General features: G+C 64.9%; 26 protein-coding genes and 1 riboswitch. Of the genes, 16 read left to right on the top strand and 10 right to left on the bottom strand.

Translation table 11 applies throughout. The features are described 5' to 3' along the window. Positions 1-200: 200 nt before the first annotated feature. The 3 genes from AC4ELH_RS32515 to AC4ELH_RS32505 all read right to left on the bottom strand — a co-directional run bounded on the left by AC4ELH_RS32515 (position 201) and on the right by AC4ELH_RS32505 (position 3,534). Entirely contained in the window at positions 201-1,025 is an 825-nt protein-coding gene (locus AC4ELH_RS32515) for a DUF4231 domain-containing protein (RefSeq protein WP_498888939.1), read from the bottom strand. Positions 1,026-1,653: 628 nt separating this feature from the next. Next, positions 1,654-2,727 carry an NAD(P)H-dependent amine dehydrogenase family protein gene (locus AC4ELH_RS32510; RefSeq protein WP_498888937.1) on the bottom strand — a complete coding sequence of 358 codons (1,074 nt, stop codon included), beginning with the start codon at positions 2,725-2,727 and terminating at the stop codon, positions 1,654-1,656. Positions 2,728-2,745: 18 nt separating this feature from the next. Further along, positions 2,746-3,534, bottom strand: a complete 789-nt coding sequence (locus AC4ELH_RS32505; RefSeq protein WP_498888935.1) for an SDR family NAD(P)-dependent oxidoreductase — start codon at positions 3,532-3,534, stop codon at positions 2,746-2,748. A gap of 151 nt (positions 3,535-3,685) precedes the next feature. On the opposite strand from AC4ELH_RS32505, the gene AC4ELH_RS32500 reads away from it, so the two are divergent. The 13 genes from AC4ELH_RS32500 to AC4ELH_RS32440 all read left to right on the top strand — a co-directional run bounded on the left by AC4ELH_RS32500 (position 3,686) and on the right by AC4ELH_RS32440 (position 14,372). After that, complete coding sequence (locus tag AC4ELH_RS32500; protein ID WP_064887317.1) at positions 3,686-4,417, top strand: hypothetical protein; 732 nt, start codon at positions 3,686-3,688, stop codon at positions 4,415-4,417. Between the two features lie 56 nt (positions 4,418-4,473). Then, positions 4,474-5,076, top strand: a complete 603-nt coding sequence (locus tag AC4ELH_RS32495; protein WP_064887318.1) for a TetR/AcrR family transcriptional regulator — start codon at positions 4,474-4,476, stop codon at positions 5,074-5,076. 151 nt (positions 5,077-5,227) lie between these two features. After that, a complete protein-coding gene (locus AC4ELH_RS32490) occupies positions 5,228-6,757 on the top strand; it encodes a nitric oxide reductase activation protein NorD (protein WP_498889518.1) in 1,530 nt (509 codons plus the stop codon). Then, the gene (locus AC4ELH_RS32485; RefSeq protein WP_498888933.1) at positions 6,754-7,554 is read left to right on the top strand and encodes a CbbQ/NirQ/NorQ/GpvN family protein; all 801 of its coding nucleotides are present in this window, start codon (positions 6,754-6,756) and stop codon (positions 7,552-7,554) included. The genes AC4ELH_RS32490 and AC4ELH_RS32485 overlap by 4 nt, the downstream gene beginning before the upstream one ends. Positions 7,555-7,569: 15 nt before the next feature. Then, on the top strand, positions 7,570-7,701 hold the full coding sequence (locus AC4ELH_RS32480) for a hypothetical protein (RefSeq protein ID WP_269085858.1): 132 nt from the start codon (positions 7,570-7,572) through the stop codon (positions 7,699-7,701). Continuing rightward, positions 7,698-8,399, top strand: a complete 702-nt coding sequence (locus AC4ELH_RS32475) for a hypothetical protein (protein ID WP_064914346.1) — start codon at positions 7,698-7,700, stop codon at positions 8,397-8,399. Before AC4ELH_RS32480 ends, AC4ELH_RS32475 begins: the two co-directional genes overlap by 4 nt. 32 nt (positions 8,400-8,431) lie before the next feature. Then, positions 8,432-8,860 carry a hypothetical protein gene (locus tag AC4ELH_RS32470; protein ID WP_064887320.1) on the top strand — a complete coding sequence of 143 codons (429 nt, stop codon included), beginning with the start codon at positions 8,432-8,434 and terminating at the stop codon, positions 8,858-8,860. 8 nt (positions 8,861-8,868) lie between these two features. Beyond that, entirely contained in the window at positions 8,869-10,089 is a 1,221-nt protein-coding gene (locus AC4ELH_RS32465) for a cytochrome P450 (protein WP_498888930.1), read from the top strand. Next, complete coding sequence (locus tag AC4ELH_RS32460; protein ID WP_498888928.1) at positions 10,086-11,135, top strand: NAD(P)H-dependent amine dehydrogenase family protein; 1,050 nt, start codon at positions 10,086-10,088, stop codon at positions 11,133-11,135. Before AC4ELH_RS32465 ends, AC4ELH_RS32460 begins: the two co-directional genes overlap by 4 nt. Further along, positions 11,128-12,186 (top strand): NAD(P)H-dependent amine dehydrogenase family protein, encoded by a 1,059-nt coding sequence (locus AC4ELH_RS32455; protein ID WP_498888926.1) that lies wholly within the window; start codon positions 11,128-11,130, stop codon positions 12,184-12,186. Before AC4ELH_RS32460 ends, AC4ELH_RS32455 begins: the two co-directional genes overlap by 8 nt. After that, positions 12,183-12,596, top strand: coding sequence for a hypothetical protein (locus tag AC4ELH_RS32450; protein ID WP_498888924.1), 414 nt, complete (start codon positions 12,183-12,185; stop codon positions 12,594-12,596). The genes AC4ELH_RS32455 and AC4ELH_RS32450 overlap by 4 nt, the downstream gene beginning before the upstream one ends. Beyond that, positions 12,589-13,806 carry a cytochrome P450 gene (locus AC4ELH_RS32445; protein ID WP_498888922.1) on the top strand — a complete coding sequence of 406 codons (1,218 nt, stop codon included), beginning with the start codon at positions 12,589-12,591 and terminating at the stop codon, positions 13,804-13,806. The genes AC4ELH_RS32450 and AC4ELH_RS32445 overlap by 8 nt, the downstream gene beginning before the upstream one ends. Further along, positions 13,803-14,372 carry an isomerase gene (locus tag AC4ELH_RS32440; protein WP_498888920.1) on the top strand — a complete coding sequence of 190 codons (570 nt, stop codon included), beginning with the start codon at positions 13,803-13,805 and terminating at the stop codon, positions 14,370-14,372. The genes AC4ELH_RS32445 and AC4ELH_RS32440 overlap by 4 nt, the downstream gene beginning before the upstream one ends. A 40-nt stretch (positions 14,373-14,412) precedes the next feature. Here the strand turns inward: AC4ELH_RS32440 and AC4ELH_RS32435 are convergent, their stop codons facing one another. The 5 genes from AC4ELH_RS32435 to AC4ELH_RS32415 form a co-directional block, all read right to left on the bottom strand. Next, positions 14,413-14,862 carry a type II toxin-antitoxin system Rv0910 family toxin gene (locus AC4ELH_RS32435; RefSeq protein ID WP_036447721.1) on the bottom strand — a complete coding sequence of 150 codons (450 nt, stop codon included), beginning with the start codon at positions 14,860-14,862 and terminating at the stop codon, positions 14,413-14,415. Between the two features lie 3 nt (positions 14,863-14,865). Next, positions 14,866-15,045 (bottom strand): antitoxin, encoded by a 180-nt coding sequence (locus AC4ELH_RS32430; RefSeq protein ID WP_055117413.1) that lies wholly within the window; start codon positions 15,043-15,045, stop codon positions 14,866-14,868. Positions 15,046-15,115: 70 nt separating this feature from the next. Next, complete coding sequence (locus AC4ELH_RS32425; RefSeq protein ID WP_498888917.1) at positions 15,116-17,608, bottom strand: cation-translocating P-type ATPase; 2,493 nt, start codon at positions 17,606-17,608, stop codon at positions 15,116-15,118. A gap of 66 nt (positions 17,609-17,674) precedes the next feature. Continuing rightward, a complete protein-coding gene (locus AC4ELH_RS32420; RefSeq protein WP_498888915.1) occupies positions 17,675-18,790 on the bottom strand; it encodes an MBL fold metallo-hydrolase in 1,116 nt (371 codons plus the stop codon). A 1-nt stretch (position 18,791) separates the two neighbouring features. Continuing rightward, complete coding sequence (locus AC4ELH_RS32415) at positions 18,792-19,526, bottom strand: enoyl-CoA hydratase (protein WP_498888913.1); 735 nt, start codon at positions 19,524-19,526, stop codon at positions 18,792-18,794. A 151-nt stretch (positions 19,527-19,677) separates the two neighbouring features. On the opposite strand from AC4ELH_RS32415, the gene AC4ELH_RS32410 reads away from it, so the two are divergent. Further along, the gene (locus AC4ELH_RS32410; RefSeq protein ID WP_498888912.1) at positions 19,678-21,102 is read left to right on the top strand and encodes an RNA-guided endonuclease InsQ/TnpB family protein; all 1,425 of its coding nucleotides are present in this window, start codon (positions 19,678-19,680) and stop codon (positions 21,100-21,102) included. Positions 21,103-21,174: 72 nt separating this feature from the next. Further along, positions 21,175-22,647 (top strand): carboxyl transferase domain-containing protein, encoded by a 1,473-nt coding sequence (locus AC4ELH_RS32405; RefSeq protein WP_448441717.1) that lies wholly within the window; start codon positions 21,175-21,177, stop codon positions 22,645-22,647. Positions 22,648-22,742: 95 nt separating this feature from the next. On the opposite strand, the gene AC4ELH_RS32400 is transcribed toward AC4ELH_RS32405, so the two are convergent. Together AC4ELH_RS32400 and AC4ELH_RS32395 are read right to left on the bottom strand one after the other, a co-directional pair. Continuing rightward, positions 22,743-24,737: a YhgE/Pip domain-containing protein gene (locus AC4ELH_RS32400; RefSeq protein ID WP_064887330.1), complete on the bottom strand. Its 1,995-nt coding sequence runs from the start codon at positions 24,735-24,737 to the stop codon at positions 22,743-22,745. 14 nt (positions 24,738-24,751) lie between these two features. After that, positions 24,752-25,492 carry an ATP-binding cassette domain-containing protein gene (locus tag AC4ELH_RS32395; RefSeq protein WP_498888909.1) on the bottom strand — a complete coding sequence of 247 codons (741 nt, stop codon included), beginning with the start codon at positions 25,490-25,492 and terminating at the stop codon, positions 24,752-24,754. 222 nt (positions 25,493-25,714) lie between these two features. Then, positions 25,715-25,886: riboswitch (M-box (ykoK) riboswitch) on the top strand. A 285-nt stretch (positions 25,887-26,171) separates the two neighbouring features. Here AC4ELH_RS32395 and AC4ELH_RS32390 point away from each other — a divergent pair. Next, a complete protein-coding gene (locus tag AC4ELH_RS32390) occupies positions 26,172-26,345 on the top strand; it encodes a hypothetical protein (protein ID WP_088304959.1) in 174 nt (57 codons plus the stop codon). Positions 26,346-26,366: the final 21 nt, after the last annotated feature.

The following is a 26,366-nucleotide window of genomic DNA, read 5'->3' as shown; positions in this document are numbered from 1 at the left end:
ATGGCATGGATAGCTAACTGCTACCGCTGTGGGCATCGCGTGCTTCGGGGAAGAAAAGGGATGAGCGGTCCGCATGATGGCTTGCAAGCTCACAGCGCGGAACAGCCCAGAGCGCCCACCGGATCGAGAGTACGACAATGAGCGGTGCTGAATCACAAACGATTCCTTGACGAATCTCAAGGCCCGCGTGCCCCCTATCGCTAAGTATCGCTTTTCGCTTCATGCGGCTGATCGAGTTGTTGCTGGCGCTTCCGCTGCTCGGCCTTAAGGATCTCGATATCCGTCGCCAGTTTGTGAAGGTTCAGACTTTCGTCCGTCGCATCGTACGGGTGTATTCCCAAATCAAACGCCGACATGTTTTGCTCGATGCTGTCGGCGGTCTGTTGCAAGTAGAAACTGCGCTCTCGGTATTTGAAGTATCCGGTGAATCCAGCAGACACACCCACCAAGAAACTGAGGCCTACAGTCACCCATTTAAGCGATGACGGCGTTGCCGCGAGGCTCGCCGCGGTGGTAGTACCAAGAGATCCGATGATGATAATCGATTGAAATGCATTATGGATTCGTCCGTACCGCTTCGCCTCGGCTCGCAGTTGCCTCAATTCTCGCGGAATCATGTCTTTGTAAGCGTACTGACGTTGATAAACCGGCAGACCGAGCTGCGCCGCGTTAATTCGACGAGATTCTTCTGCTAACTCTAGATCCAACTGTAGGCGACGAACCGACGTCCTCTTATCTTTGGGACGATCATACTCAATCATAAGAAGCGCCACGAATGCCAGAATTACCAACAAAGTGATAGGAATTGCAACCCGATTTATCTGACCAAGATCTAATTTGCCCCATGTCAGCGTTGTAACCACAAAAATGGTCAGCGCCGAGGCGATCGCCGCCGCACCAAAAACCAACCTGATCCTCAACTCAAGACGCCTGACACGAATCGCTTCTTGCAGAAGGAGAATTCGCTCATTATGCGCCAGAAGACGCGCCTGGGGACCGCTGGTGCTGTGCAGTTGCTCGGTCAAGCGTTCTCCCATTAATAATGTTGGACGGGCCGCGTTGATCGTACCAGCGACCGTCTGATAGGTGTGGCGCGCGGAACCCGATCGAAAGACATATCCATTGTTCTCCGATTGGACGAATTCCCTACATCCAATCCCCGCAGAAATCGTCCGTTGCGCACGCGCAACGTCGTCGGAGCCCCGGCGAAAGCACTTCACCGGGGGCACAAGAACTGCATCTGGATTGGACTCCGCAGCGGAAGAACGTACTACGGGATGAACGTTGCTCTTGGCTCTGGCACGCGACGACGAAGGCGGCGCCACCGCAAGATCTAGCAACGAGCTTAACTCCGTGCATGAGCATTAGATGGCCATGCGTGGTCGCCGGCACTACAAGCGCCGCCCGCGGGGCTCGTAGCTGCATGTGGACAACAAATTGGATTGGTGAGCCATCATTCATGATCGACGCTGGACTCTTACGCAGTCGCGATCAGAACTAACCGGCCGGACATTACGGAAACAACTCACCCCGCTGCAACTTTAAACAACGCGAAAGGTGGATCACCGGGATATGCGGCTTGACCTTCGGTGCACGGACAACCGAGAGCCGACATGACATCGCTAGCCCGCGCAAAGCTGCCGATCAGCACATTCACCACATCAGCCCGCGGATCAGTGCAGTCGGCGGGATATCCTCGGCGGCAATCAATCCCGCCGGAGCGTCACACACCCAGTCGATCGCGTTGACCACCCGTGCCGCGGTGGACACACATCCGGCGTCGGTCACGTCGAGCGTCGGATGGGACAGCTCAGTGCTCACCTCGATACGCGGCTCGCCCTCCACGATCACCTTGTGCACGCCGGACTGACCTTCCGGCGGATACTCCCAATCCGGCGCCGCCGCCGGGGTCAGCCGGGTGGTGTGCTCGATCGTGATGATGGGAACGCCGCCGCGCACCCCTTCGGCGGCGAACCGCACTCCGGCCAGTTGTCCTGGCTCGACGGTCATCATCGTGCACTCGATGCGCTCGGGGCTGTACCACGGCTCGAAACGCTGACCGACCTCGTCGAGTTCCACCCCCAGCCGTTCGGCGAGGTTGCGCACCAGACCGCCGAACATCGCCGTGATCACCCCCGGCTGGAATGCCATCGGCAGGTCGTCGTCGGGGGTCGTGCCGAAACCCATGGCGGTGCCGGTGTATTCGTAGTCGTCGTAGTTGCCGTAGTCGAAGATCTCCTTGACTGTCACCGACTCGGCACGCGTGACCAGGCTGAGCGCCGCGTACACCGCGGTGTCCCCGGAATACCCGGGGTCGATGCCGTTGACATACAGCGAGGAGTTCCCCGCCGAACACGCCTCTTCAAGCGGCACCCGCAACCAGTCGTCGGTCTGGCGCGGTGTCACCAGCCACACCATGGAGGTTCCGACGACGTTGATCCCCGCTGCCAGGAACCGCGACATCTGCTCGATCGCCTCCATCGGCCTGGTCTCGCCCAAGGCTGTGTAGAGCACGCAATCGGGCCCGAGCGCGATGAGCGCGTCGATGTCGTCGGTCGCGATGACACCCGTCGGCTCGGCGATTCCACACAATTCGGCAGCATCGCGGCCGATCTTGTCCGGGCCGGAGGCATGAACACCCACCAACTTGAGATCCGGCCTGCCGATGATCGCGGCCAGCGAATGCCTGCCGACGTTCCCGGTCGAGAATTGGACCACTCTGCGCATCGTCAATCCTGTTCCTGCTCAGTAGTCGGGGATCGGCAGCGGCGAGTTGTTCGAGTCGATACCGCCGTCAACGTGGAAGATGGCGTTCGTTGCGTAGCAGTCGCGCGTGGACAGATACACGCACAACCTTCCGAGGTCCTCCACATCGCCGAGGCGATGCAACGGCGTCGCCTCCTTCATCTTCTCCAACGACCCGGGTAACAAGTCAAGGCTTCCTTGTAAACCATCGGTCGCGAACGACCCCAGCGCGATCGCGTTCACCCGGATCTTGGGCGCCAACTCCTGCGCCATCGCACGGGTGAGCGCCTCAAGACCGCCTTTTGCCGTGCAGTAGGCGGTCAAGGCACGGATGCCGAATCGGGCCGACCCCGAAGAAATGTTGACGATCGAGCCGTGTCCGGCCGCGATCATGTGTGGCGCGACAAGCTGACTCATGATGAACGCCGAAGTGACACACCAGTCGAAGGTGTGCCTGAAGTCCTCGTCGGTGACGTCGAGGAACCGCGCATAGGTGGATCCGCCGACGTTGTTGATGAGGATGTCGATGCGGCCGAACCGCTCCATGGCCGTGCCCACCACTCGCTCCCCGTCGGGCCGGCTCATCGCGTCGGCGACCACCGCCATGCCCTTACCGCCCGCGGCTTCGATGCCGGCGATGGTCTCGACGATGTCGGATTCCGTTCTCGCCGTGCCGACTACGGTCGCGCCGGCCTCTGCCAGCACTCGCGCGATACCTTGCCCGACGCCCTTTCCGGCGCCGGTCACGATCGCGACCTGACCTTTCAGGCCGAACTGCTCCATTGCCATGCGCGTCTCCCCGTCGAGGTGCTGTCAACCAGCTCCGCCGAAATGGCATTCCAGCAGTGAAAATTCGAGTGAGCTCCGGCTGGAATGCAATTTCGGCGAGAGGGCGGGCAGGCGATTGACTGCCCATGTTGATTGACTATAGTCAGTCTGCATGAACTTGCCAACGTTCAATCTGAAGCGTGGCGGCAGTGCGGACGACGTGGCGCGCCCGTCGGCCAGCGGGCTCGACGAACACCTGGAGGCCTCCCAGCGTGCGCAGCGCCAGGCCGACAAATGGCTCATCTCCGGCAGCCTGCTGATCGGCTCCGCAGCCCTCGGCATCTTCGGCCTGCCGCTGTTCCTCAGAGGCGTCTGGCTGCTTCGCAAAGCTCAGCGCGACGGATTGTCGGTCCGGCCGATGCTGGTCACACTGATCGGTTATCTGGTCATCATCGACGCCGCCATCAACACCGTTGGCTGGGCCCTCGACGTCGCCGCCAACCACACCATTCTCGCCCGAATCCTGTTGAACGGCTGGGGCGCAATGTTCGACGCCGGCTACTTCTGGCACTACAACGAGCTGTGGATCGGCGGGGCCGCGGGACCCGGCGAGAAGGCGATGGAAGTCGGCATGATCCTCACGGTCTTCACCATGCGGATCGCCGCGGGTATCGGCTTCCTCCAGATGAAGCGGTGGGGCCACCAATGGATGATCATCACCTGCTGGATGGGCATCGTCATCTGGTGCCTCTACGTGTTCAACATGACGATGTTCGCCGATGTCCGGTTCGCCGGCGTCGTACTGCCGGTCGTCGGGTGGTGGCTTTACGACATCTTCTACATCACTCCGTTCCTCGCGATCCCGTACCTGCATTCGGTCAATCGCGAGATCTTCTCCGACTAGCCCAATGACTTAACTCATTGACTGCAATCAGTAAGTGAGTTAGAAATGAGCGCAACATGACGCCACAGACCAAGCAGTCGGCGCGCGAGTTGCGCCGACTGCAAACGCGGGAACGGATACTCGGCGCGGCCGTCGCCGAGTTCCAGGCGTCAGGCATGGCCGGGGCGGACGTCGGCGCGATCGTCAGTGCCGCCGGCGTCGCCCACGGCACCTTTTTCTTTCATTTCCCCAGCAAGGAACACGTTCTGCTCGAACTGGAGCGGCGTGAAGAGACGCGCATGGCAGCCGAATTCGCCGGCTTTCTGGAGAACACGCATGATCTCGCGACGGCGTTGACCGAGCTCGTCCGTCTGGTGGGCAGCCTGGAGCAACGATTCGGACCGCTTCTGTTCAAAGAACTACTTGCGCTGCACTTCTCGCCGACGCGTCCGACCAAGGACGAATGGAGCGACCACCCGATGATCGTTCTGCTCGTCCGTGAGATCGAGCGTGCCCGCGGCGACGGTGAGGTGCATCCCGAGGTCGACGCCTTCTACAGCGCCGCATTCTTTCTCCTGGGGATCTACGGCGTCCTGACCACCACCGCCAACAGCCAGCACCGCGACGCGATGCTGGCCAACTTGGTCATCACCGCACTACGAGGACTGGAGGTCCGATGAATCATCCCTTCTGCGAGGAGAACTGACGTGGCCGGTTGGATCTGGGAGATACTCCGCTACGTGGCCGCCTGGGGCGGCACCGGCTTGATCATCTGGTTCTGGTACTGGATGTTCTCCAACATCGGCACCTTCTGAAGGCGTGACGCAGCAGATGCCCGAACTCGACGAGGCCCACGCCATGGCGACCGAGCGCAGTTGCGCCGTCACCGCCATGGCGTTGAGCGACCAGCGCCGCACCGGCGCGCGCCTGGTCAGCGGACAGCACCGCGGCTTCGGTCTGAGTTCCCTACTCGATGTCGTGCACGTGCCCTATCCCCCGCATCGTGACTGGACCCGCCGAACGCTGACCTGCGGTGTGGCACTGCAGTGCTCACCGTCCAAAGAGCGCATCCTCGACTACCGACTCAACGAGCTCTCGACCCGCGAACTAGCCGCGCTCACCCTCGTCGAGGCCGGTGTCGCGCTGGGCTGGGTCGCCGAGAACTGGCCCGGACTGCTGGCCGACCTGCGCGCAGCGCTGCCGCACCTGGAACCGGCCGGCGCGGACACGGACGCCGAGGAGATGCTGAATCGGGCCATCGCGCTTGCGCGTACCTCACAGCAGTTCTCCATCGACCCACTGCTCGGCAGCCTGCCGCGGGCATACACCCTGCCGCAGGGGCTGTCCGACAAGCTGCGCCGCACGTTCGGACGGCTGCCGTGGACCACCAACCAGAAGCGTTCACCGGCACCACACTCCGTCCCCGCCGGCGGGGACGGAGGGGTCCGCAACTCCAACCTTCCCCCACCCAGCCGGCCTCAGGACAACGACCTCGACATCACCCCCGACCACCGGCCGGGAATCCCCTACCCGGAATGGAACGCGTGGACGAAGAGCTTCATGCCTGACCACGTCGCGGTTCTCGAGCAGGCACGTTCCGGCCGCGACCGGCAGGCGGCCACAGTCGCCGTCGATGTGCGGAAGTGGTTCGAGCAGAACACCCATCGGGCCATGAAGAGCCGGCTGGAAGACGGCTCCGACCTCGACGTCGACCAGTACGTCAACCACTTCATCGACCTGACGACCGGTGAGGCGGTGGAACCGCGCCTCTTCCGCGAACTGTTGCCCGCCAGCCGCGACGTGACAACCGCGCTGCTCCTCGACGGCAGCTCCTCGCTGGGCGTACACGGAGGCAGGATCTTCAAACTGGAGCTCGCCTGCGCCGACGCCCTGTCCCGCGCGATGACCTCGGCCCGGGAACGCCACGGCATCTTCACCTTCACCGGGAACACTCGCCATCGCGTGGAAGTCAGCTGCCTCAAGGACTTCGCGGACCGCCGTTTCGTACCGCCCGGCAGCCTGGGTCTGTCCACCGGCGGCTACACCAGACTCGGTGCGCCGCTGCGGCATATGACCGGCCGGCTGCTCGCGCAGCCTTCGGAGCGCAGGTTGCTCATCGTCATCGGTGACGGCCTGATCTCGGACGAAGGCTACGAGGGCCGCTACGCCTGGGCTGATGCCGCCCACGCCGTGGAGGAAGCCAACGACGCCGGCGTCTCCATGTACTACGTCGGCGTCGGCCCCGTCCGCGTCGATCCCCTGCCGGAGGTATTCGGACCCAAACGGTCCCAACGCATCCGACGAATCGAAGAACTACCCCGAGTCCTCGCCCACGTCCACCGGGAGCTGGTATCTGCATGACCGACACGTATTACGCCAATGCCAACGAGGTTCAGCTGTTCGAGCAGGCCTGCCGCCAGCGCCTGCCGGTGATGCTCACCGGTCCGACAGGATGCGGCAAGACTCGCCTCGTCGAGCACATGGGACTACTACTCAGCCGTCCGGTCGTCACCATCAGCTGCCACGACGACCTGACCAGCTCCGACCTCGTCGGCCGGTTCATGGTCACCGGCGGTGACGTGGTCTGGACCGACGGGCCCCTCACGCGGGCGGTCAAGGCCGGAGCGATCTGCTACCTCGACGAGGTGGTCGAGGCGCGCCACGACTCGTTGGCCGTGCTGCACTCGCTCACCGACCACAGGCGCACGCTCTACCTGGATCGTGCGGGCGAAGTCGTCCATGCGCCAGAGGCTTTCATGTTGGTGTGCTCCTACAACCCTGCCTACCGCAGCTCGCTCAAGGAGCTCAAACCCTCCTTCCGGCAGCGTTTCGTCACACTGCCGATGCGGTACCTGCCGCCCGAACGCGAGGCCGAGGTGATCGTTACCGAAGCCGGCGTCGGACTGCCCACCGCACAGCGGCTGGTCCGGTGTGCCACCGCGATCCGTACCGCGGACGAGGCATTCCACTTCGAACCGCCGTCGACTCGGGTACTGGTCACGGCGGCACACCTGATCGCCGCCGGTGCAACGGAACTCGAAGCCGCAGAGGCCTGTGTCCTCGCCCCGCTGTCCAGCGACGGCGCCATCACCGAAGGGCTGCGGGAGGTCGCGTCCGCGTGCCTCTTCGGAGCCGACGCCGACAGCCCAAGCGCCTAGGAAGGAATCGCCACCATGGTGGATCAGAAGGAACGCAACCGCAAGAAAGCCCTCATCGTCCTGCAGATCGTCATCTACGGATACCTGTTGATGATGTTCGGGATTCAGCTCTACATGTCGTTCACCCGAGGCTGGTGGGACCTGTGAAGGTTACGGCATCCGTCCCGGCAGAGGGTTCCCTCAACCTCGAAGAGCATCACGAACAGTCCCGCCTGGCGCAGCGGCGGGCCGACAAGTGGATGATCGTCGGTGCCGCGCTGATGGGCATGTGGGCACCCGGGCTCATCGGCTTCCCCATCTTCATGCGCGGTGTGTGGTTGCAGCGCCAGGCACTGCGCGCGGGGTATTCCGTCCGGCCGATGATCGTCACGCTCATCGGCTATCTCGTGCTGATCGACGGCATGCTCAACAGCCTCGGCTGGGCCCTCGACCTGGTCGCCAACCACACGCTGATCAACCGGGTGCTGATGGTCGGCTGGGGCGCCATGTTCGACGCCGGATATTTCTGGCACTACAACGAACTGTGGATGGGCGGCGCCGCCGGGCCGGGCGAGAAGTCCATGGTGTTCGGCATGATCCTCACCGTTTTCGCGATGCGGTGCGCCGCCGCGATCGGCTTTCTGCAAATGAAGCGCTGGGGCCACCAGTGGATGATCATCACCTGCTGGATGGGTGTGCTGATCTGGTGCCTGTACGTGTTCAACATGACGATGTATGCCGACGTCCGCTACGCAGGCGTCGTGTTCCCGGTGATCGGGTGGTGGCTCTACGACATCTTCTACATCACCCCGTTCCTCGCGATCCCGTACCTGCACACGGTGAACCGCGAAATCTTCTCCGACTGAACATAATTGATGCAGCACATAGGAGAGCCACTGTGACAACCACACCTGAAGCCACCGAAGACCAGAAGCCCGAGGATCTCCCTCCCGGCACCACGCCCTACTACGCGCGCATGCACAAGTGGATCAAGCGCGCGGTGCTGGTGTGCCTGGTCGCCCTCGTCCTCGAGGGCGCCTTCACCCTGCCGTTCATGGCGGTCTACTACGGCTACCCCACCTTGAGCCTCACCCAGATCTGCAGTGAACTGCTCAAGGTTCGCTATTCCGACGACACCCTCGAATGCAAGGTCCCTTACCCGGCATTCGGCCCACCCGAGGGCGCCGAAGGCAAGGACACCGCGCAGGACGAGTGGGGCATCCAGCCGGTACCCAAGTACCACCGGATCGGGTTCCGTGAGCTGGTGCGGATCCACGAAGAACGAGAAGCACGTGAGTCAGCCCAGCAACAGCAGCAGAGCCGCTAGGAGCCACCGTGCCGGAGTCACTCGAACGCCACGCCGAGAACTGGGACCTGCGCCACCAGGATTTCAACGACAACGACTTTCTTTACGACGTCTACTCGGTGATGCGACGGCAATCGCCGTTCGCGCGCACCGACAAGCCGTTTCTCAGCGCGACGCCGGCCGGCGCGTGGGTGGCGGTGCGCTACGCGGAATGTGTCCAGATTCTGCAGGACTGGGAGCACTTCTCCAGCAACCCGACGCCCGAGGGCGCCGAGCAGCTCGCCGGTGATCTGGTGATCACCCTCGACCCACCGCGGCAGCAGAAGTTCCGCAAGGTCCTGAACCCGTACTTCTCGCCGGCACGGATGAAGGCACTGCGCCCCGAGATCGGCATCGAGACCGATCGGCTCATCGACGAATTCATCGAGTCCGGTCGCGGTGACCTCGCCCAGATCGCCTGGCGCCAGCCCGGAATCGTGTTCTTCAAGTATCTGCTCGGCATGCCGATCGAAGACGTCCCGCTGTGCATCGAGCTGACCGACACCGCGCTCAACGGCGCCACCGAACAGGACCGGATGAGCGCCTGGGGCGGGCTGTACCAGCACCTGCACGACGCCGTGACCGCTCGTATGGACCAGCCGCCCCGTGACGACATGATCGACGTCCTGCTGTCCGCCGAGATCGACGGAGAAAAACTGTCATTCGGCGATGTCGTGTCCAACGCCATGCTCCTGGTCCAGGCCGGTCTCGAGACCACCGCCAGCGCAATGTCTTTCGCCTATCACTACCTCGCCACCAACCCGGCCGAGCGGGACCGCTTGATCGGCGATCCCGAACTCCTCGCCCGTGCCGTCGAGGAGTTCATCCGGTTCGCCGGGTCGATCCACGGCATCCCCCGCACCGTGGCCAAAGAGGTGGAACTGAACGGCTGCACGTTCTCGCCGGGCGAGTCGGTCATCGTCAACTACGCCGCCGCCAACCGCGACGAACAGGAGTTTCCCGACGCGGGCCGGTGCATCCTCGACCGCCGCGAGAACCGGCATCTCGGTTTCGGGGCCGGCGTGCACCGCTGCCTCGGGTCCAATTTGGCTCGGCTGGAATTCCAGGTGGGCCTGGAGCGGGCGCTGTCCCGGATGCCCGATTTCACGCTCGCAGCGGGAGAGCAGGCGAAGTTTCACGGCAACTCCGTCACCCGCGGATTCCGCTCGGTCCCGGTAACTTTCACGCCCGGCGACCGGACCACCACATGACCTACCGGGTCGTGCAGTGGACGACAGGCAACGTCGGCCGCAAGTCGGTCCACGCCATCGTCGCGAATGCCGAACTCGAGCTCGTCGGCTGCTACGCCTGGGCACCCGACAAGGTGGGCAAGGACGTCGGCGAGCTCAGCGGCATCGAACCGCTGGGCGTGGCAGCCACCGACGACGCCGACGCGCTGCTGGCCCTGCAGCCGGACTGCGTCGTCTACAACCCGATGTTCGCCGACGTCGACGTACTGGTTCGCATTCTCGGCGCCGGCATCAACGTCGTCACCACGTCCGAGTTCATCAACGGGCACGGCCTGGGCGAGGGCCGCGATCGTGTCATCGACGCCTGTGAACGAGGCGGCTCAACCATTTTCGGCAGCGGCATCAACCCGGGCTTCATCCAGTTGTTCGCCGTGGTCACCGCAGGCATCTCTGATCGCGTCGACCGGATCTCCATCCTGGAGTCGTTCGACACCACGATCTACAACTCGCCGGCCACCGAGATCCCGATGGGCTTCGGTTATCCCATCGACCACCCTGATCTGCAGGCGATCACCGAAAAGGGATCGGGCATCTTCCGGGAAGCGGTCCAGCTGGTTGCCGTCGCTCTCGGCGTCGAACTCGACGGTATCCGGTGCGACCCCAGCTATGCCCAGACCACCGAAGACCTGGATCTGCCCGGCGACTGGACCATCGCCGCCGGCTGCGTCGCCGGCATCGACGTCCGGTGGATCGGCACGGCCGGCGGGCGGGATGTGATCGAGATCCGCGGCGTGTGGACCAAAGGCCAGTCGCTGGAACCGGCCTGGTCGACCACGTTCGGTTACACCGTCACCGTGGAGGGCAGGCCGACGATCAAGAGCACCTTGAGCTTTGAACCTCCCCCGGACTTCGTGGCCGAAACCATCGAGGACTTCATCATGCTCGGGCTGACGATCACCGCCATGCCCGCAATCACCGCGATCCCCACGGTGGTGGCCGCACCCCCGGGCATCGCCACCTACAACGACCTGCCCCTACTACTGCCGCGAGGTGTGCTCAATGTCTGACAAGACCTACCGGATCATCCAGTGGATGACCGGCGACGTCGGCCGGGCCGGCGTGCGACACTTCGCCGAGAGCCCCGTGTTCGACCTCGTCGGAGTCCTGGTGCACAGCGAAGACAAGGTGGGCAAAGATGCCGGCGTGATCGCGGGTATCGCACCGATCGGTGTGACCGCCACCGACGACGTCGACGCCATCGTCGCGCTGGACGCCGACTGCGTCTTCTACACGCCGATCATCATGGACGTCGACACCGTGTGCCAGCTGCTACGGTCCGGCAAGAACGTGGTGACCACGAGCGGGTTCTTTCATCCCTCACCGGATTTCAGCGAGCCCGCCGAACAGATCCGGGCGGCCTGCGCCGACGGCGGGACGTCGTTCCACGGTGGCGGTATCCATCCCGGCTACGCCGGGGACATCCTGCCGCTCACCCTGGCCCGCGTGATGAGCAGGATCGACACCATCCATGTGTACGAGGTCGTCGACGTACTGAAGGACGCCCCGATGGACCACATCGACTGGATGGGATTCGGCAAAGACAAGGACAAATTCCTCGCGGAGCCAACGATTCTGGGTCTCGGCCTGCCGTTCTTCGCCCAATCGATGCACATGATCGCCGACGGACTCGGCGTGACCATCGACGAGGTGACCGCGGCCGAGGTCGAAGTCGCGACCGCTGCCGCGGAAATCCTCCACGACGAGGGCGCGATCCCGAAGGGCACCGTCGCCGCGCAGCGCCACGAATGGACCGCGTGGGTGGGCGGGAAACCACTGATCGTCTTCCACGCGATCTATGTGACCGCAGGCCCCGACAAGCTCGAACCGGCATGGGATTGGGGCGAGACCCGGTACGAGATCGTGATCGAGGGCGACCCGCCCACCGAGCTGACCCTCAAAGGTGTCCGGCGGGCCGACGGCACCATGACCCATCCCGGCTACGACTGGACGGCCATGGGCGCCATCAACGCGATCCCCGATGTCTGCGATGCCCCGCCCGGCTGGCACAACCACCTCGACCTCGGGCTCATCCGGCCCCGAGGGCTCGTCCGCCGATGACCTCCCAACCGGCACTGCACCACGTCGTGTTCGCGGTCGCCGCGGAGCGGACAGCCGACATGGTGCAGATGTTCACCGACCTCGGATTCACCTTCAACGCGGCCGAACTCACCGACCTCGGCGTCCACGTGCACCTGGACTGGGACCGCGGCGTCGAGCTGATCAGCCCGTTGCCCGGTTCGACCGCATCGGTGGCGGCCTCTGTCAGCGACTTCCTCGACCGCCACGGCGACGGTGTCTACACCGTGGTGGTCCGTGTGCCCGACGCCGGGGCGGCTGAGGCCGTGACACAGCGGTACGGGTCGGTGACGCGATTCCGTCAGGGATTCTCCGGTGAAGGCTCCTACCTCGACGAGATCGACCTGTCCGCCCTGGGACTGCCCCTGACATTCCTGTCCACCAATGTGTAAGCCGAGCGTTTTCGACGCAGGTCTGCCGACCCTCGACTACTCCGTCACCGACACCCCGCAGCAGATCTATTCGCAGTTCCGGGAGGCTCAGGAGGTCGCGCCGATCGCACTGGGCCCGATCGGGCCCGAAGTGCTGTCCTACGAGATGGCGCGCGCCGTACTGCGCGATCCGCGGTTCGGGATCCCCCAGGGCATACATCTGTCCGCCCATGGCATCACGTCAGGTCCGTTGTGGGACAGGGTGACCCGCAGCATCCTGAACATGGAGGGCGAGGAACACCGCCGGTTGCGCAGCCTGGTCGCCCGGGCTTTCACCCCACGTGCCACCGCGCGCATGCACGACGCGATCCACAGTGTCGTCAACGAATTGATCGACAGTATTCAGGACTCCGGCCGGTGCGAGTTCGTGGCAGACGTCGCGCGGCCGTATCCGATTCCGATCATCTGCGCCCTTTTCGGCGCACCACGCGAGGACTGGCAGCAATTCTCCCGCTGGGCCGAGGACATCTTCAAAATCGTCAGCTTCGACTGCGATCTCGCGCAGGAGGAGCCCGTCGTATTGAAGGCGTGGGGCGAGTTCGACGATTACATCGACCACATGATCGCCCACCGGCGTCGCCACCTGACCGATGATCTGCTGTCCGACCTGATCCGGATCGAAGACGGCGGCGACCGGCTGGACGCCGCCGAACTACGAATGCTGGCGTTCTCCATCCTGATCGCCGGAACCGACACCACCCGCAGCCAACTGGCGGCTTCGATGCAGGTGCTCTGCGACCACCCCGACCAGTGGGCGCTCCTGCGGGAGCAGCCCGACCTGGCCATGCGCGCCGTCGAAGAAACCATGCGGCATTCGCCGTCGATGTGCAGCACCGTGCGCAGCGTCGCCGATGACGCCGAGATCGGCGACTACAGTTTTCCCGCAGGGGCATTCATCATCGTGAACACCTATGCGGCCAACCGTGATCAGTCCGTCTACGACGACCCGACCCGCTTCGACATCACCCGCGAGGACCCGCCGCCGATCCTGACCTTCGGTGGCGGCGTGCATTACTGCCTGGGCGCCAACCTGGCGCGGCTCGAGCTGTCCGAGGCACTCACGATCCTGTCTCGCCGGCTTCCGAACCCTCGCGTGGCCGGACCGGTTCCCTGGAAGCCACTACTCGGCCTGAGCGGCCCGACCAGCCTGCCGCTGGAGTTCGACCGATGACGTACAAGATCGACCCGGATGTGCTGCACACCGTGGCCAAGCAGGTCGTCGGCCTGCCACTGGAAGACGGCGGGCTACTCGCACACGCAATCGAACGGCTCGCCGCCGAGTATCCCGACCTGATCGACACCGGACCGGGCCGGTGGGTGGGCAGCAAGGCCGGGGGAATCCTCGGCAAGGTCAGGTTCCTGTACTTCAGCCGCCGTGAGTATCTCGTGCTTTTCGGTTCCCCCACTGGGACACAGGGCTTTTCCGGACGCTACAAGCACGTCGACATCCACAAGTTCCTGCTCGCCGGACAGATCGACTCTTACGACCTCGATTCCGACGACATGGTGCCGTTGCCGATGCTGCTCCCCGGCGAGCGCACCTGTCTGGAGCGCGGGCATGCCCGCGGCCTGACCATCCACCCCGGGTCGTGGCACCTCGAATATGGCCGCGGCGCAGTCGTGACCACGCTGCCCTTCGCGATGGTCGACACGCTGCTGGTGTCTCTGGAGTTCGAATCCGTACGGCGTTCGACGGCCGAGTTCAGCAAGCTGGTCAGCCGGCGATTTCGCCGCTGACGCCGAACAGCCCCCGCAAGCAGGGGCTGTTCGCGAGAAACTACGACGACGCGTAGAGCGCCTTGAACTTGTTCAGCGACTGCTGGATATCGCCCTTGAGCGCGGCGGCGACCACCATGCCGATCGGCCCGAACAGGGCGGGCCCACCGAGATGTACGTCGAACGACACTTTCGCGCCCTCTCCGCCATCCACCTGGGCCGGCGTGATCTTTCCGATCAGCTTGACCTTTACCCCGCCACGACCATCGCCGTTGAGGGTCAGGGACTGCGGCGGCTTGTAGTTCACCAGCGTCCACTTCACGCGGTTCAACATGCCCTTGACTTCGACGATCGAGTCGATGACCGTGCCCTTTTCCAGGGTTTCGGGCAGCTTCGAACGCCACGCCCGGTGGATGCTGAGCCACTCGTCGTAACGGGACAGATCTGAGGCGTACTCCCACGCCTTCTCCGGCGGCAACGGAACATCGACGGAGACAGACAATTTGGCCATAACTTACTGCTGCGGTTCTTCCTTGTTGAGGGCGTTCTTCGCCGCTTCTTGCGCCTTGTCGACATGCTGGCTGTACTTGCCCTGCGTCTTCTCGTCGACGATGTCGCCGGCCTTGTCGATGACCTGCTCCACCTTGTCAGCGTTCTGCGACAACAGGCTCTTGGCCTTGTCCAGGAATCCCATCAGCCCACCCTATCTTCTCGTGACCAGCGGAAACGCTGGCGCAGATTCCACCGGCGTCCGCCGCGCCAGTCTATCTCCACAACCGGCGCTTCTCCCCCAGGACCCTCCCCTGAACCCACCAGAGCACCTCCACCAGCGATGCTCCGACCAGGCCGATGCCCAGCGCAACCGCGGTGACCTTGAGGTTCGACGGATCGAGCATGAACAGGCGTTGAGCCAACGGCAAACAAAAAATCAGCACGTATGCCAACCCGGAAAACGCGACCAGGGCCACGCGCCACCACTCATACGGGCGGGCCACCACTGACAGCACCCACAGTGAGGACACCAGCAACGTGATCAGCGCCGCCGTCGAGGCCTGCGTCTGCTCCGTCAGATCGGCATCCCGGCCCTGATAGGCCACCAGGTAGGAGATGAAAGTTACGGTGCCGACCACCAGGCCGGAGGGCAGTGCGGCCGTCATCACCCGGCGCACGAAACCCGTGTGGGCGCGCTCGGTGTTCGGGGCCAGCGACAGGACGAACGCCGGGATACCGATGGTGAACCAGGCCGCGATGGTCACGTGGATCGGCTGGAACGGGAACAACAGCGGATCGGTGCCGAACAACTTGGACGACAATCCGGCCAGCGCAACCAGGATCGCCAACAACACCGAGTACACGGTCTTGGTGAGAAACAGATTCGAGACGCGTTCGATGTTGCCGATCACCCGCCGGCCCTCACCGACCACATAGGGCAGCGTGGCGAACTTGTTGTCCAGCAACACGATCTGCGCCACCGCACGCGACGCCGAACTGCCCGAGCCCATCGCGACGCCGATGTCGGCATCCTTGAGGGCCAGCACGTCGTTGACGCCGTCACCGGTCATCGCCACCGTGTGTCCGCGTGACTGCAGGGCGTGCACCATGGCCCGCTTCTGATCCGGACGAACTCGGCCGAACGTCGTGTATTCGTCCAGGGTTTCGGCCAACTGCTCAGGTTCGTGAGGCAACTGGCGGGCATCCATCGTCTCGCCGTGCAGTCCGAGCTTGCCCGCCACCGCGCCCACCGACACCGCGTTGTCCCCGGAGATCACCTTGACCGAAACATGCTGGGAAGCGAAGTATTCGATGGTGTCAGCGGCATCGGGACGGATCCGCTGCTCCAGCACCACCAATGCGACCGGGGTGACCGTGCCCGGGGCCTGCGGCGCGTCGACCGCAAGGTCGGACGACCCGACCAGCAGCACCCGCAGCCCCTGGGCCCCGATCTGCTCGGCTTCCTCGGCCACCGGTGAGCTGGAGTCCAACAACACATCCGGGGCGCCGATCACCCAGTTGCCGTGCTCGCCGTAGGACGCACCGCTCCATTTGGTGGCGGACTTGAACGGAGCCGTCGCGGTGGCCTTCCATCCCGGCGGCGTCGCGAAAGCCTCGGCGATGGCCAGCATGCTCGCATTGGGCCGGGCGTCATCGGCAGCCAACTGTGCCAACGCCTCTGTGACAGTATTTTCGCGATCCCCGTGACAGTGTTTCAGATCGCTTACCCGCATACCGTTTTCGGTCAACGTGCCGGTCTTGTCCGCGCACACCACGTCGACGCGGGCCAGACCTTCGATCGCCGGAAGCTCGTTGACCAGGCACTGGCGTCGGCCCAACCGCACCACCCCGACCGCGAATGCGATTGACGTCATCAGCACCAGGCCCTCGGGCACCATCGGCACCAAGGCTCCCACCATGCGCAACACCGGTTCATGCCACACCGCATCGGTGGTGAAGACCTGACTCATGATGATTGCCAGCGACTCTCGCCAGCCGCCCTCGTTGGCCACGATGTCGTGGTAGGTCCGCTTGAGCGAGTCCAGGACCCGAGGGTCGGTGGTGAACAGCTGGGTGTAGATGGTGAGCAGGCCGGCGGGCACCAGCAGGTAGGTGATGAACTGCAGGATCTTGTTGATGCCGTTGCGCAGTTCGGATTTCACCAGCGTGAACTTGGAGGCCTCCTCGGCAAGCTTGGCAGCGTACGCCTCGTGCCCGACCTTGGTGGCCCGGTAGGCGCCGGAACCGGCGACCACGAAACTGCCCGACATCACCGCGTCACCCACGGCTTTGACGATCGGATCGGCCTCGCCGGTCAACAACGACTCGTCGACCTCAAGATTGGAATCCTCGATGATCTCGCCGTCCACCACGATCTGATCGCCCGGGCCGAGTTCGATGATGTCGTCGAGCACGACCTCGGCGGGCAGCACCGCGCGGCTACCGGATTCTCTCCGCACCGTGGGCTTGGCCTGTCCGACGATGGCCAGCTTGTCCAGGGTCTGCTTGGCCCGGATCTCCTGGATGATGCCGATGGCGCTGTTGGCGATGATCAGCAGGCCGAACGCCCCGTTGATCAACGAACCGGTGGACAGCACGATCAGAAACAGCACACCCAGGATCGCGTTGATCCGAGTGAACACGTTGCCGCGGATGATCTCGGAGATGCTGCGCGCCGCACGCGTCGGGACGTCGTTGCTCTTACCCTCGGCTACCCGCTGGGCCACCTCGGAATCGGTGAGACCAGTGACATTGATCGTCGTCATCCGCGAAAAGTCCTCGTCCCGTCGGTGTCGTGGAGCTCAAGCCGTCAGTTTGCCACCGGAAACCGGTCAGAACTCCCACCACGGGTCGAGTGCCGCGGACGCGGCGTCCACCCGCTGCCCCGGGCGCGGCACCGCGATCTGCACCCCGGCCGGATCGGCCGCAGTCAGCAATCGGCGCACCGGCTCGGCCCACGGGTGCGGCGCCAGCCGGAACGTCGCCCAGTGGACCGGCACCAACAACCCGGAATCGGTGACGTCCAGATGGGCGCGCACCGCCTCCTCTGGATTCATGTGGATGTCGGGCCAACTCGGGTGATACGCCCCGACCGGAAGCAGGGTCAGATCGAAAGGCCCGTATTCCGAACCGATCTCGGCGAAGCTCTTGGTGTAGCCGGTGTCTCCGCCGAAGAAAGCCCGGTGCTGCGGCCCGACGAAGGCCCACGACGCCCACAGCGTGGTGTTGCGCTGGAACAGCCGCCCGGAGAAGTGCCGGGCCGGCGTGCACACCAGGGTCAGCTCGCCGATCCGGTGGCTCTCGTTCCAGTCCAGCTCGATGATCCGCTCTTCGGGTATCCGCCATTTGCGCAGATGCGCCCCGATACCCAGCGGCACCACGAACGGCGCCCGCTGGGTCCGGACCAACCCCAGGACCGTCTCGATATCGAGATGGTCGTAGTGATCGTGGCTGATCACCACGGCGTCCACGGCCGGCAGAGCTTCCAGCGGCAGCGGCGGCTCATGCAGCCGCTGCGGGCCCACCACGCGCGACGGCGAACAGCGACGGCTCCACACGGGATCGGTCAGCACCCGGTACCCGTCGATCTCCACCAGCGCGGTGGAATGGCCAAACCAGGACACCGCGCACGACGCGGCTTCTCCGCCGTCATTTTCGGTGGGTTCGGCGAGCGGGATCGGCCCCGGCGGCCGGCTGGCCGAACGCGAGCTGAGCATCTCGCTGAGCAGCATGCGCCACTCTTCCCGGCTCATGGTGACGCCGGGAGAGGCCGGCTCGATGTTGACGAACACACCGTCGGCGTACTGCAGGGACCGCTGCGCCACCGGGCGGATGTCGCGGGGCAGTGCCCCCACCGACGCGTAGGTGCCGTTCAGCGCACGCACCAGCCACCCGCCGGCGAGCAGTGAAGCCGACCTGACACCCAACCGCAGCGCAGCGCCCAGCATGTCAGGCCCCGGTGAAGTTCGGTGGCCGCTTCTCGATCCGGGCCACCTGGGCTTCGATGACGTCCTGGCTGCCCCACGCCTTGTCGAACAGCTCCTTGTGGACGGGCCACGACTCCTCGTAGGCGCCATCGTCGTTGAGCACCCGCTTGGCGTGCTGCAGCGCCAGCGGGGCGAACCCGGCGAGCTCGGCGGCCCACTTCTGCGCGTCGGCCAGCGTGCCGATGCGGTTGGCCATGCCGGTCTGCAGCGCGGTCTCCGCGGTGAGCCTCTCGGCGCCGAGCAGCATGCCGCGCGCCCGGCCGTAACCCACCAGCGAGGTCAGTCGCCGGATGCTCCAGTTGTCCAAGGCCAGGCCGTACTTCGCGACCGGGAACTGGAAGTAGGCATCGGGGGCGACGACCCGCAGATCGCAGATCATCGACAAGATGACGCCCGCACCGATCGCCGGGCCGTTGATCGCGCCGATGACCGGAACGGGCGCCTTGTCGATCGCCAAGTTCAGCGCCAGGGCCTTGTCGGGGAGCTTCTCGGCCATGCCCGCGGCGTCGGTCAGGTCCGCGCCCGAGCTGAACACCGGGCCCGCGCCGGTCAGCACGATGGCCCGGATGTCCTGCTCAGCGGCATGCTCGACCGCTTCCCGCAAGCTGTCGACAAGCTCGCAGTTCAGCGCGTTGCGCCGCTCCTCGCGTTGCAGTTCCAGGGTCAGGACACTGCCGTCTCTGGTCACACCAATCATGTGGCCAGCCTAAAGCGTGTCGAACAACTGGCAGTTGTCGAGTCGACGGACTGGCGGCACGGCCTGGCAGATAGCTGAATACCCTCCCGTGATTGGAGCGTGTCTTCGCTGGCAGGGGACCTGTCGGTGGGTCGTGAAACGCTGTTGGGTGATGAGTCGGCACACCACTTTCCGGTTCTGCCTCGAACCTACAGTCGAGCAGCGTGAGGTTCTGGCTCGGCATGCCGGGGCCTCGCGGTTCTCGTTCAACCAGTGCTTGAGATTGGTGAAATCCTCACTCGACCAACGCAAGCTCAATCCTGGTGTCGAAATGCCATGGACGGGGTTTGATCTGATCAACACGTTCAATGCGTGGAAGAAAACTGCCGACGCCGGACGGGTCTTCGTCGTCGATCACCGCGGCATTGCCGAGGTCAACGTGACAGGTCTGATCTGGCGGCATGACGTGTACCAGCAGGTGTTCGAAGAGGCCGCTGTCGACCTGAGTAAAGGCTTGAAAGCGTGGTCGGATTCGCGGTCGGGCAAGCGAAATGGCAAGCGTGTCAGGTTCCCGAAATTCAAAAGAAAGACACGCGAAATCCCATCGTTTCGGCTGCGCAACAAGTATCCCACGGGCAAACGGCCGGCGATCCGTGTGGGGGATGGTAACCGTCCTCGTTCGGTGACCCTGCCCGGCATCGGGGTGATCAGTGTGCATGACGACACCCGCCGGGTGCGGTGCATGCTGACCAAGGGGCGGGCGAGAATCCTGTTCGCCACCATTAGCTGCCACGGGGGCCGATGGTGGATCTCGCTGAACGTTGTGGCCGCCGACCTGCACCCGAGTCTGCAGCACGCGACCCGCCCTAGCGATGGCGGCTGGGTGGGCGTGGACCGCGGCCTGTCGGCATTTGTAGTCGCCGCCACTGCGGACGGTACCGAGGTCGCTCGCATCGCCGACGCGCCCAAGGCGTTGGCCGCTGGGATACAGCAGCAACGACGGCTGACGAAGTCGTTGTCACGCAAAGAGAAAGGATCACAACACCGCAAGGATGCCGCCGCCCGACTCGGGCGGCATCACTATCACGTCGCCAATGTTCGGCGCCATTTTCTCCACCAGGTGTCGGGCGAGCTGGTCAAGACTCACGACCGGATCGTCATCGAGAACCTCAACGTGGCGGGAATGCTGACAAACCATCGCTTGGCTCGGGCCATATCCGATGCCGGCTGGTCGGAGTTCGCCCGGATGCTGCGCTACAAACAGGCGTGGCGCGGCGGGCAGATCATCGAGGCCGACCGTTGGTATCCGTCGACCCGGCTATGCCCCCGATGCGGGGCAGTCGATCATGCAATGACGTTGGCAGATCGGGTATTTGCCTGTCGTTGCGGGCATACCGCCGACAGAGACACCAACGCGGCGACGAATCTGGCCCGATGGAGCCAGGCCTATCACGACCCGCCCCGAACCCCGGACCCCCAAGCAGGAGGCCGGGCCACCAATGCCCGCCGACGGGACGGCGCTGACCAACACCGCGGTGTTGGTGAAACCAGCCCGAGTGACGCGGGAACCAACGTTCACACCGCACCCGCGGCTTGAACCAATGGACGCCCGAGAAGGGCGGTGCCGAACGCACCGAGCTGTTCGACACGCTTTATATAGGCTGGCCGCGTGAGTCGGATCGGCGCCCGCGCGCTTCGTGATGCAGTGCTAGACGAGGGCTCGTTCCAGAGCTGGGATACGGCGCCCCTTGAAGTGGCCCGTTCCGAGGACTACCAGCGCGAACTGGCCGAGGCGAAGGCGTTGACCGGGCTCGACGAATCCGTCCTGACCGGCGAGGGCACCATCTTCGGCCGCCGGGTGGCCGTGGTGGCCTGCGAGTTCGATTTCCTGGCCGGATCGATCGGGGTGGCCGCCGCCGAGCGGATCACCGCCGCGGTGACGAGAGCCACAGCCGAGCGGCTGCCGATCCTGGCCTCCCCGAGCTCGGGCGGGACCCGCATGCAGGAAGGCACCGTGGCGTTCCTGCAGATGGTCAAGATCGCCGCGGCCGTCGAACTGCACAAGCAGGCCCATCTGCCCTACCTCGTCTACCTGCGGCATCCCACCACCGGCGGGGTGTTCGCCTCCTGGGGTTCACTCGGGCACGTCACCGCCGCCGAGCCCGGCGCGCTGATCGGCTTCCTCGGGCCCAGGGTGTACGAGCACCTGTACGGCGAACCGTTCCCCTCCGGCGTGCAGACCGCCGAGAATCTGCACGCCCACGGCGTGATCGACGGGGTGGTGCCCCTCGCACTGCTACGCGACACCCTGGACCGCACGCTGCGGGTGGTCGTGGACACCCCTGTCCCGCCGCCTGCGCCCACGGCCCCTGAACCACTGCCCGACGTGCCCGCCTGGGAGTCGGTGCTGGCCTCGCGGCGGCCCGACCGCCCCGGAGTGGGGTACCTGTTGCGGCACGGAGCGACGGACCGGGTGCTGCTCTCCGGGACCGAACGCGGCGAGGCCGCGACGATGCTGCTGGCCCTGGCCCGCTTCGGTGGGCAGCCCGCGGTGGTGCTCGGCCAGCGCCGTAGTGAGGGTGGGCTGGTCGGACCCGGCGCGCTGCGTGAGGCCCGCCGGGGCATGGCCTTGGCGGCCGGACTGCAGCTGCCGCTGGTCCTGGTGATCGACACCCCCGGCCCGGCCCTGTCGATCGAAGCCGAGCAGGGCGGGCTGGCCGGTGAGATCGCCCGCTGCCTGGCCGAATTGGTCACGCTGGACACCCCGACGGTGTCGGTGCTGATGGGCCAGGGCAGCGGCGGGCCCGCCCTGGCGATGGTGCCCGCCGACCGGGTGCTGGCCGCGGCCAACGGCTGGCTGGCGCCCCTGCCGCCCGAGGGGGCCAGCGCGATCGTCTTCCGCGACACCGCGCACGCCCCGGAACTGGCTGCCGCACAAGGAGTTCGGTCGACAGATCTGCTGCGGGCCGGCATCGTCGATGTGATCGTGCCCGAACATCCCGACGCCGCGGACGAGCCACGGGCCTTCACCCAGCGACTGTCGACCGCGATCGGCAGCGAGCTTGCCCAGTTGCGTGCGGTGCCCGGCGAGCAGCGACTGCAGACTCGGATGGACCGCTACCGGCGCATCGGGTTGGCCTGAGCTTCTCCGATTCCGGCACCGCCCAGATCAACGCTGTGGTCGCTCGGCTCGAGGATTCACGACCATAACGTTGCTCTCGGGAGCTTTTGCGAGGCTCACACTTCGATCGGTGGGTGCAATCGGTCCATGGTGTACTGCCGGTCTCTTCGCGCCGCCCACGAACTGGCGGCCAGCGACACCACCAGCACACCGAGCAGCACCGCGATCGCGATCCACAGCCGGGAATCGATCCCGCCCACGATCAGCTGGCGAAGTCCGTTGACGGCGTAGGTCATCGGATCGACCGGGTGCAGTATCTGGAACGGTTTCGCGGTGGTCTCCACCGGATAGATACCGCCGGCCGAGACCAGTTGCAGCATCAGGAAGGCCAGGGTCACCACCCGGCCCACCGACACCCCGAACAAGGCGTTGAACGCCTGGATCAGCGCCAGGAACGTGCCCGCCACCAACAGCAGGAACGCCACGGTGGACAGCGGATACTTGGCTTGCAGGCCCACCCCGAAATGCACCACCACATACATCACGACGACCTGGCAGAACACGATCAGCAGGGCAGGCCAGTAGGAGGCGAGCACCACACGCAGCGCCCCCAGCCCATTGACCACCGGACGGGACTGCAACGGCTTCAACAACATCCAGATGATGAGCGCGCCGATGAACAGTGCCAGCGGCAGGAAGAACGGCGCGAAACCGGTGCCGAACGTGGCGGCCGGGTTGTGCGTCTGGATGTCCAGCGCCACCGGCGCGGCCAAGGTCCGCGCGACGTCGGTCCGCTGCTGCGGGGTCCACGACGGAACCTGGGTCGAGCCTTCCTTGAGCGCGGTCGCCAGTTGCTGATTGCCGGCCTGCAGCTTCTCCGTACCGGCAGCCAGTTCGCCTGCCCCACTGGACAGTTGGCGCCCGCCGTTGGTCAGCTGCACCAGACCGCTGTTGAGCCGCTGCGCGCCGCTGTTGAGTTGGTGCGCACCGTCGCGCAATTTGACGACGTCGGAACGCAAACCTCCGGTGACCGCCTTGGTGAGGAACACCCGCAGTTTGCTGTTCGGGTCGCCCAGCTCGTTCTCCAACTGGGTGGCGTTGTCCCGCAACCGGATGAGACCCTCGTCGGTGGTGGGGTCGAGCCCGCGCGCCTGCAGCAGCCGTTGCGCGCCGGCCAGGAACTCCCCGGTGTCGCGCACTGCGGGATCGGGGCTGTTGCGCAAGAAACCGACCGCCTGATCGACGATCGCCGCAGCCTGCGCCTGATCGATGTTGAGCGCCGCGATCCGGTCGGTGGTCGAGCGCACCGCCCCCGACAGCCGCTGCGCAGCCATGCCGACCTCGTTGGGGTCCAGGCCGAGCCCGCTGACCCGGTCCAGCACCGTGAGCAGCGGATCGGTCGCGGTGTCGACCGCCGTCGACAGCTGCCTGGTGCCCGCGGCCAGCTGCGCGGACCCGTCGCGCGCGGTGACCAGGCCCGCCGTCAAGGCGTTGGCGCCGGTGGACAACCGGTGCGCACCGTCATTGGCCGCCGCGCTGCCGGTGGCCAGCTGCTGCGCGCCGTCGGCCGCCTTCACCAGACCTGTTCCGGCATCCGTCAGCCCGGTCAGCACGGTGCCGAGGGTGCGTTCGCCGATCTTCGCGTTGATCTGGTTGATCACCTCACGGGCGGCATTCTGGCCGATGATCGAGCCCAGGTAGTTGTTCGCGTCGTTGAACGTGAAGCGCACGTTGGCCTGGTGCGGCGACCCACCCGACGGAGACGTGATGCTGGTGCTGAAATCCTGCGGCAGCGTGATCGAGAAGTAGTACTTGCCGTCAGCCACCCCCTCGGCTGCCTCCTGCGCCGAAACCCGATGCAGCTGAAGCTGACCCGAATCCACCAGGGCATCGGAGACCTCGTCCCCGGCCTTGACCTGCTGTCCCTCCGCGACGGCGCCCTGATCTTCGTTCACCAGCGCCACCGGAACCTTGTTCACCTCGCCGAACGGGTTCCAGAACGCCCACAGGTACATCGCGCCGTACAACAGCGGCAGCAGGATGACCGTCACGAGCGCGATCCGCGGCATCGTGCCGCGCGAGAATCGTTTGAGGTCAGTGCCCAACGACATTCCGGCTAGCACGGTTACTCGCCACCTTTCTGCGAACCGGCCAGCTCGGCCAGCGTCGTGTTGGGTACTGCCACCTGCGCCCGCACGGCCGAGACCAGATGGCCGGGCACCCCGTTGACCGTCGCGGTGATCACGGTCTGCTTCTCCCCGAGCGCGAACAGCCGCCCCAGCAGGATGTCGCGGTTGCGGTCGTCGGTGAGGTGGTCGAGGTTGCCGACCACCAGCAGCGGCGGGGTCGCGGTGTTGGCCAGCGCGATGCGCAGCAGGATCTGGTCAAGTTCGGTGAGGCCGTCGAAGTACGACGTCAGCGACGGCAGCGGCAGCTCACCGAACACCGGCGCGCACATCGCGGCCAGCGCCTCTTCGTCGGCCCGACCCACGAGCGTGTACCAGGGGGCGTCCCACCGACGCTGCTCCGTCACGAGGTCGCGCACTGTCACCGACTCCGACACCGTGTCGAGTTCGTCGATGCCGGCCAACGCCGCGGAGCGGAAGATGTCGGGTGCCCGGGTACGCCCGAACACGGTCAGCTGCCCGCGCGCGGTTCTCATCCGCCCGGCCAGCGTCATCAGCAGTGCGGTGCGCCCGGTACCCGACGGCGCGACCAGCACCGTGACGCCGCCTTCGTCGATGTCGAGGTCGATGGGTCCGTACACCGGGCCCCATGGCCCGTGCATCATGATTCCGCGCGCAGTGATGGCAGGTGGCTTTTGCTCGTCCTCGCCGGCGTCAGGCTCGAGACTTTGCTCAGGCATAGGCACATCACAACACATCCGGCGGGCGCGCACAGGCAACCGCAAACCCCGTTGCCCTGCCGATTCTTGGGTGAATGCTGTGGAACCGCTCCGAGACTTCCGGTGACGGCCGTCACCAAAACGGCGAGATGTGTCACTACCCAACTGACACAACCCATTTGGGAACTGAAATCCAACCGCGAACCGTGTTGACAATTGGCTCGTGTAAGGTCTCTAATGAAAACCGCGCTTCGTTAGGTGAGGCTCCTACACGAACACAGGCCACTGATCCGACGACGTCGAGAGACGCCCAGGATTAGGACAGGTCTTCCCGGCTTAAGGGATGACCCGAAGTGGCTTCCCATCCTGGTGGGACACGTCGTGTAGTGCCAAAGCTCTGATGAGGAAGTGCTCGCGTCAGTTGACGCGTTCGGCCATGTGCCCAAACTTCCTCTTCAGCGTGTTTGCATCTGACGGTTGCGTCAAGACCAGCGGCGCGCCGCGCGCCCGACAGCGAGGAGGTGACGACGACATGACGTCGAGTGACAGTCCGTATCCCAGTCCGATTCGAAAACGTCTGTCCATAAACGCCTTTCCGCTGTCGATGACCGGCTAGGGCCGCCACCCCGAGACACCCGTGGTGGCAGGCTGCCGCATGCGTATCGACGCGGAGAGCTCCGATTGAACTGGAGATGATCCAATGCAGCGCAACACCTTTCTTCGTCACGCCCAAAGCGCGGTCAAGGGCCCCATCGCGTGGATTCACACGCGTGCGTCGCTGACCCCGCAGGAGCGGCACAATCTGAGGATGAGCAACACCCCGGTGGCGGTCCTGACCGCATCCCTGGGCGGCGGCTCGCATACCGCCCGATAACCGGGTGATCCCAGATTCCCT

It is taken from the genome of Mycobacterium shunyiense (assembly GCF_058270075.1).
This window is presented reverse-complemented; position numbering and strand designations above follow the sequence as displayed.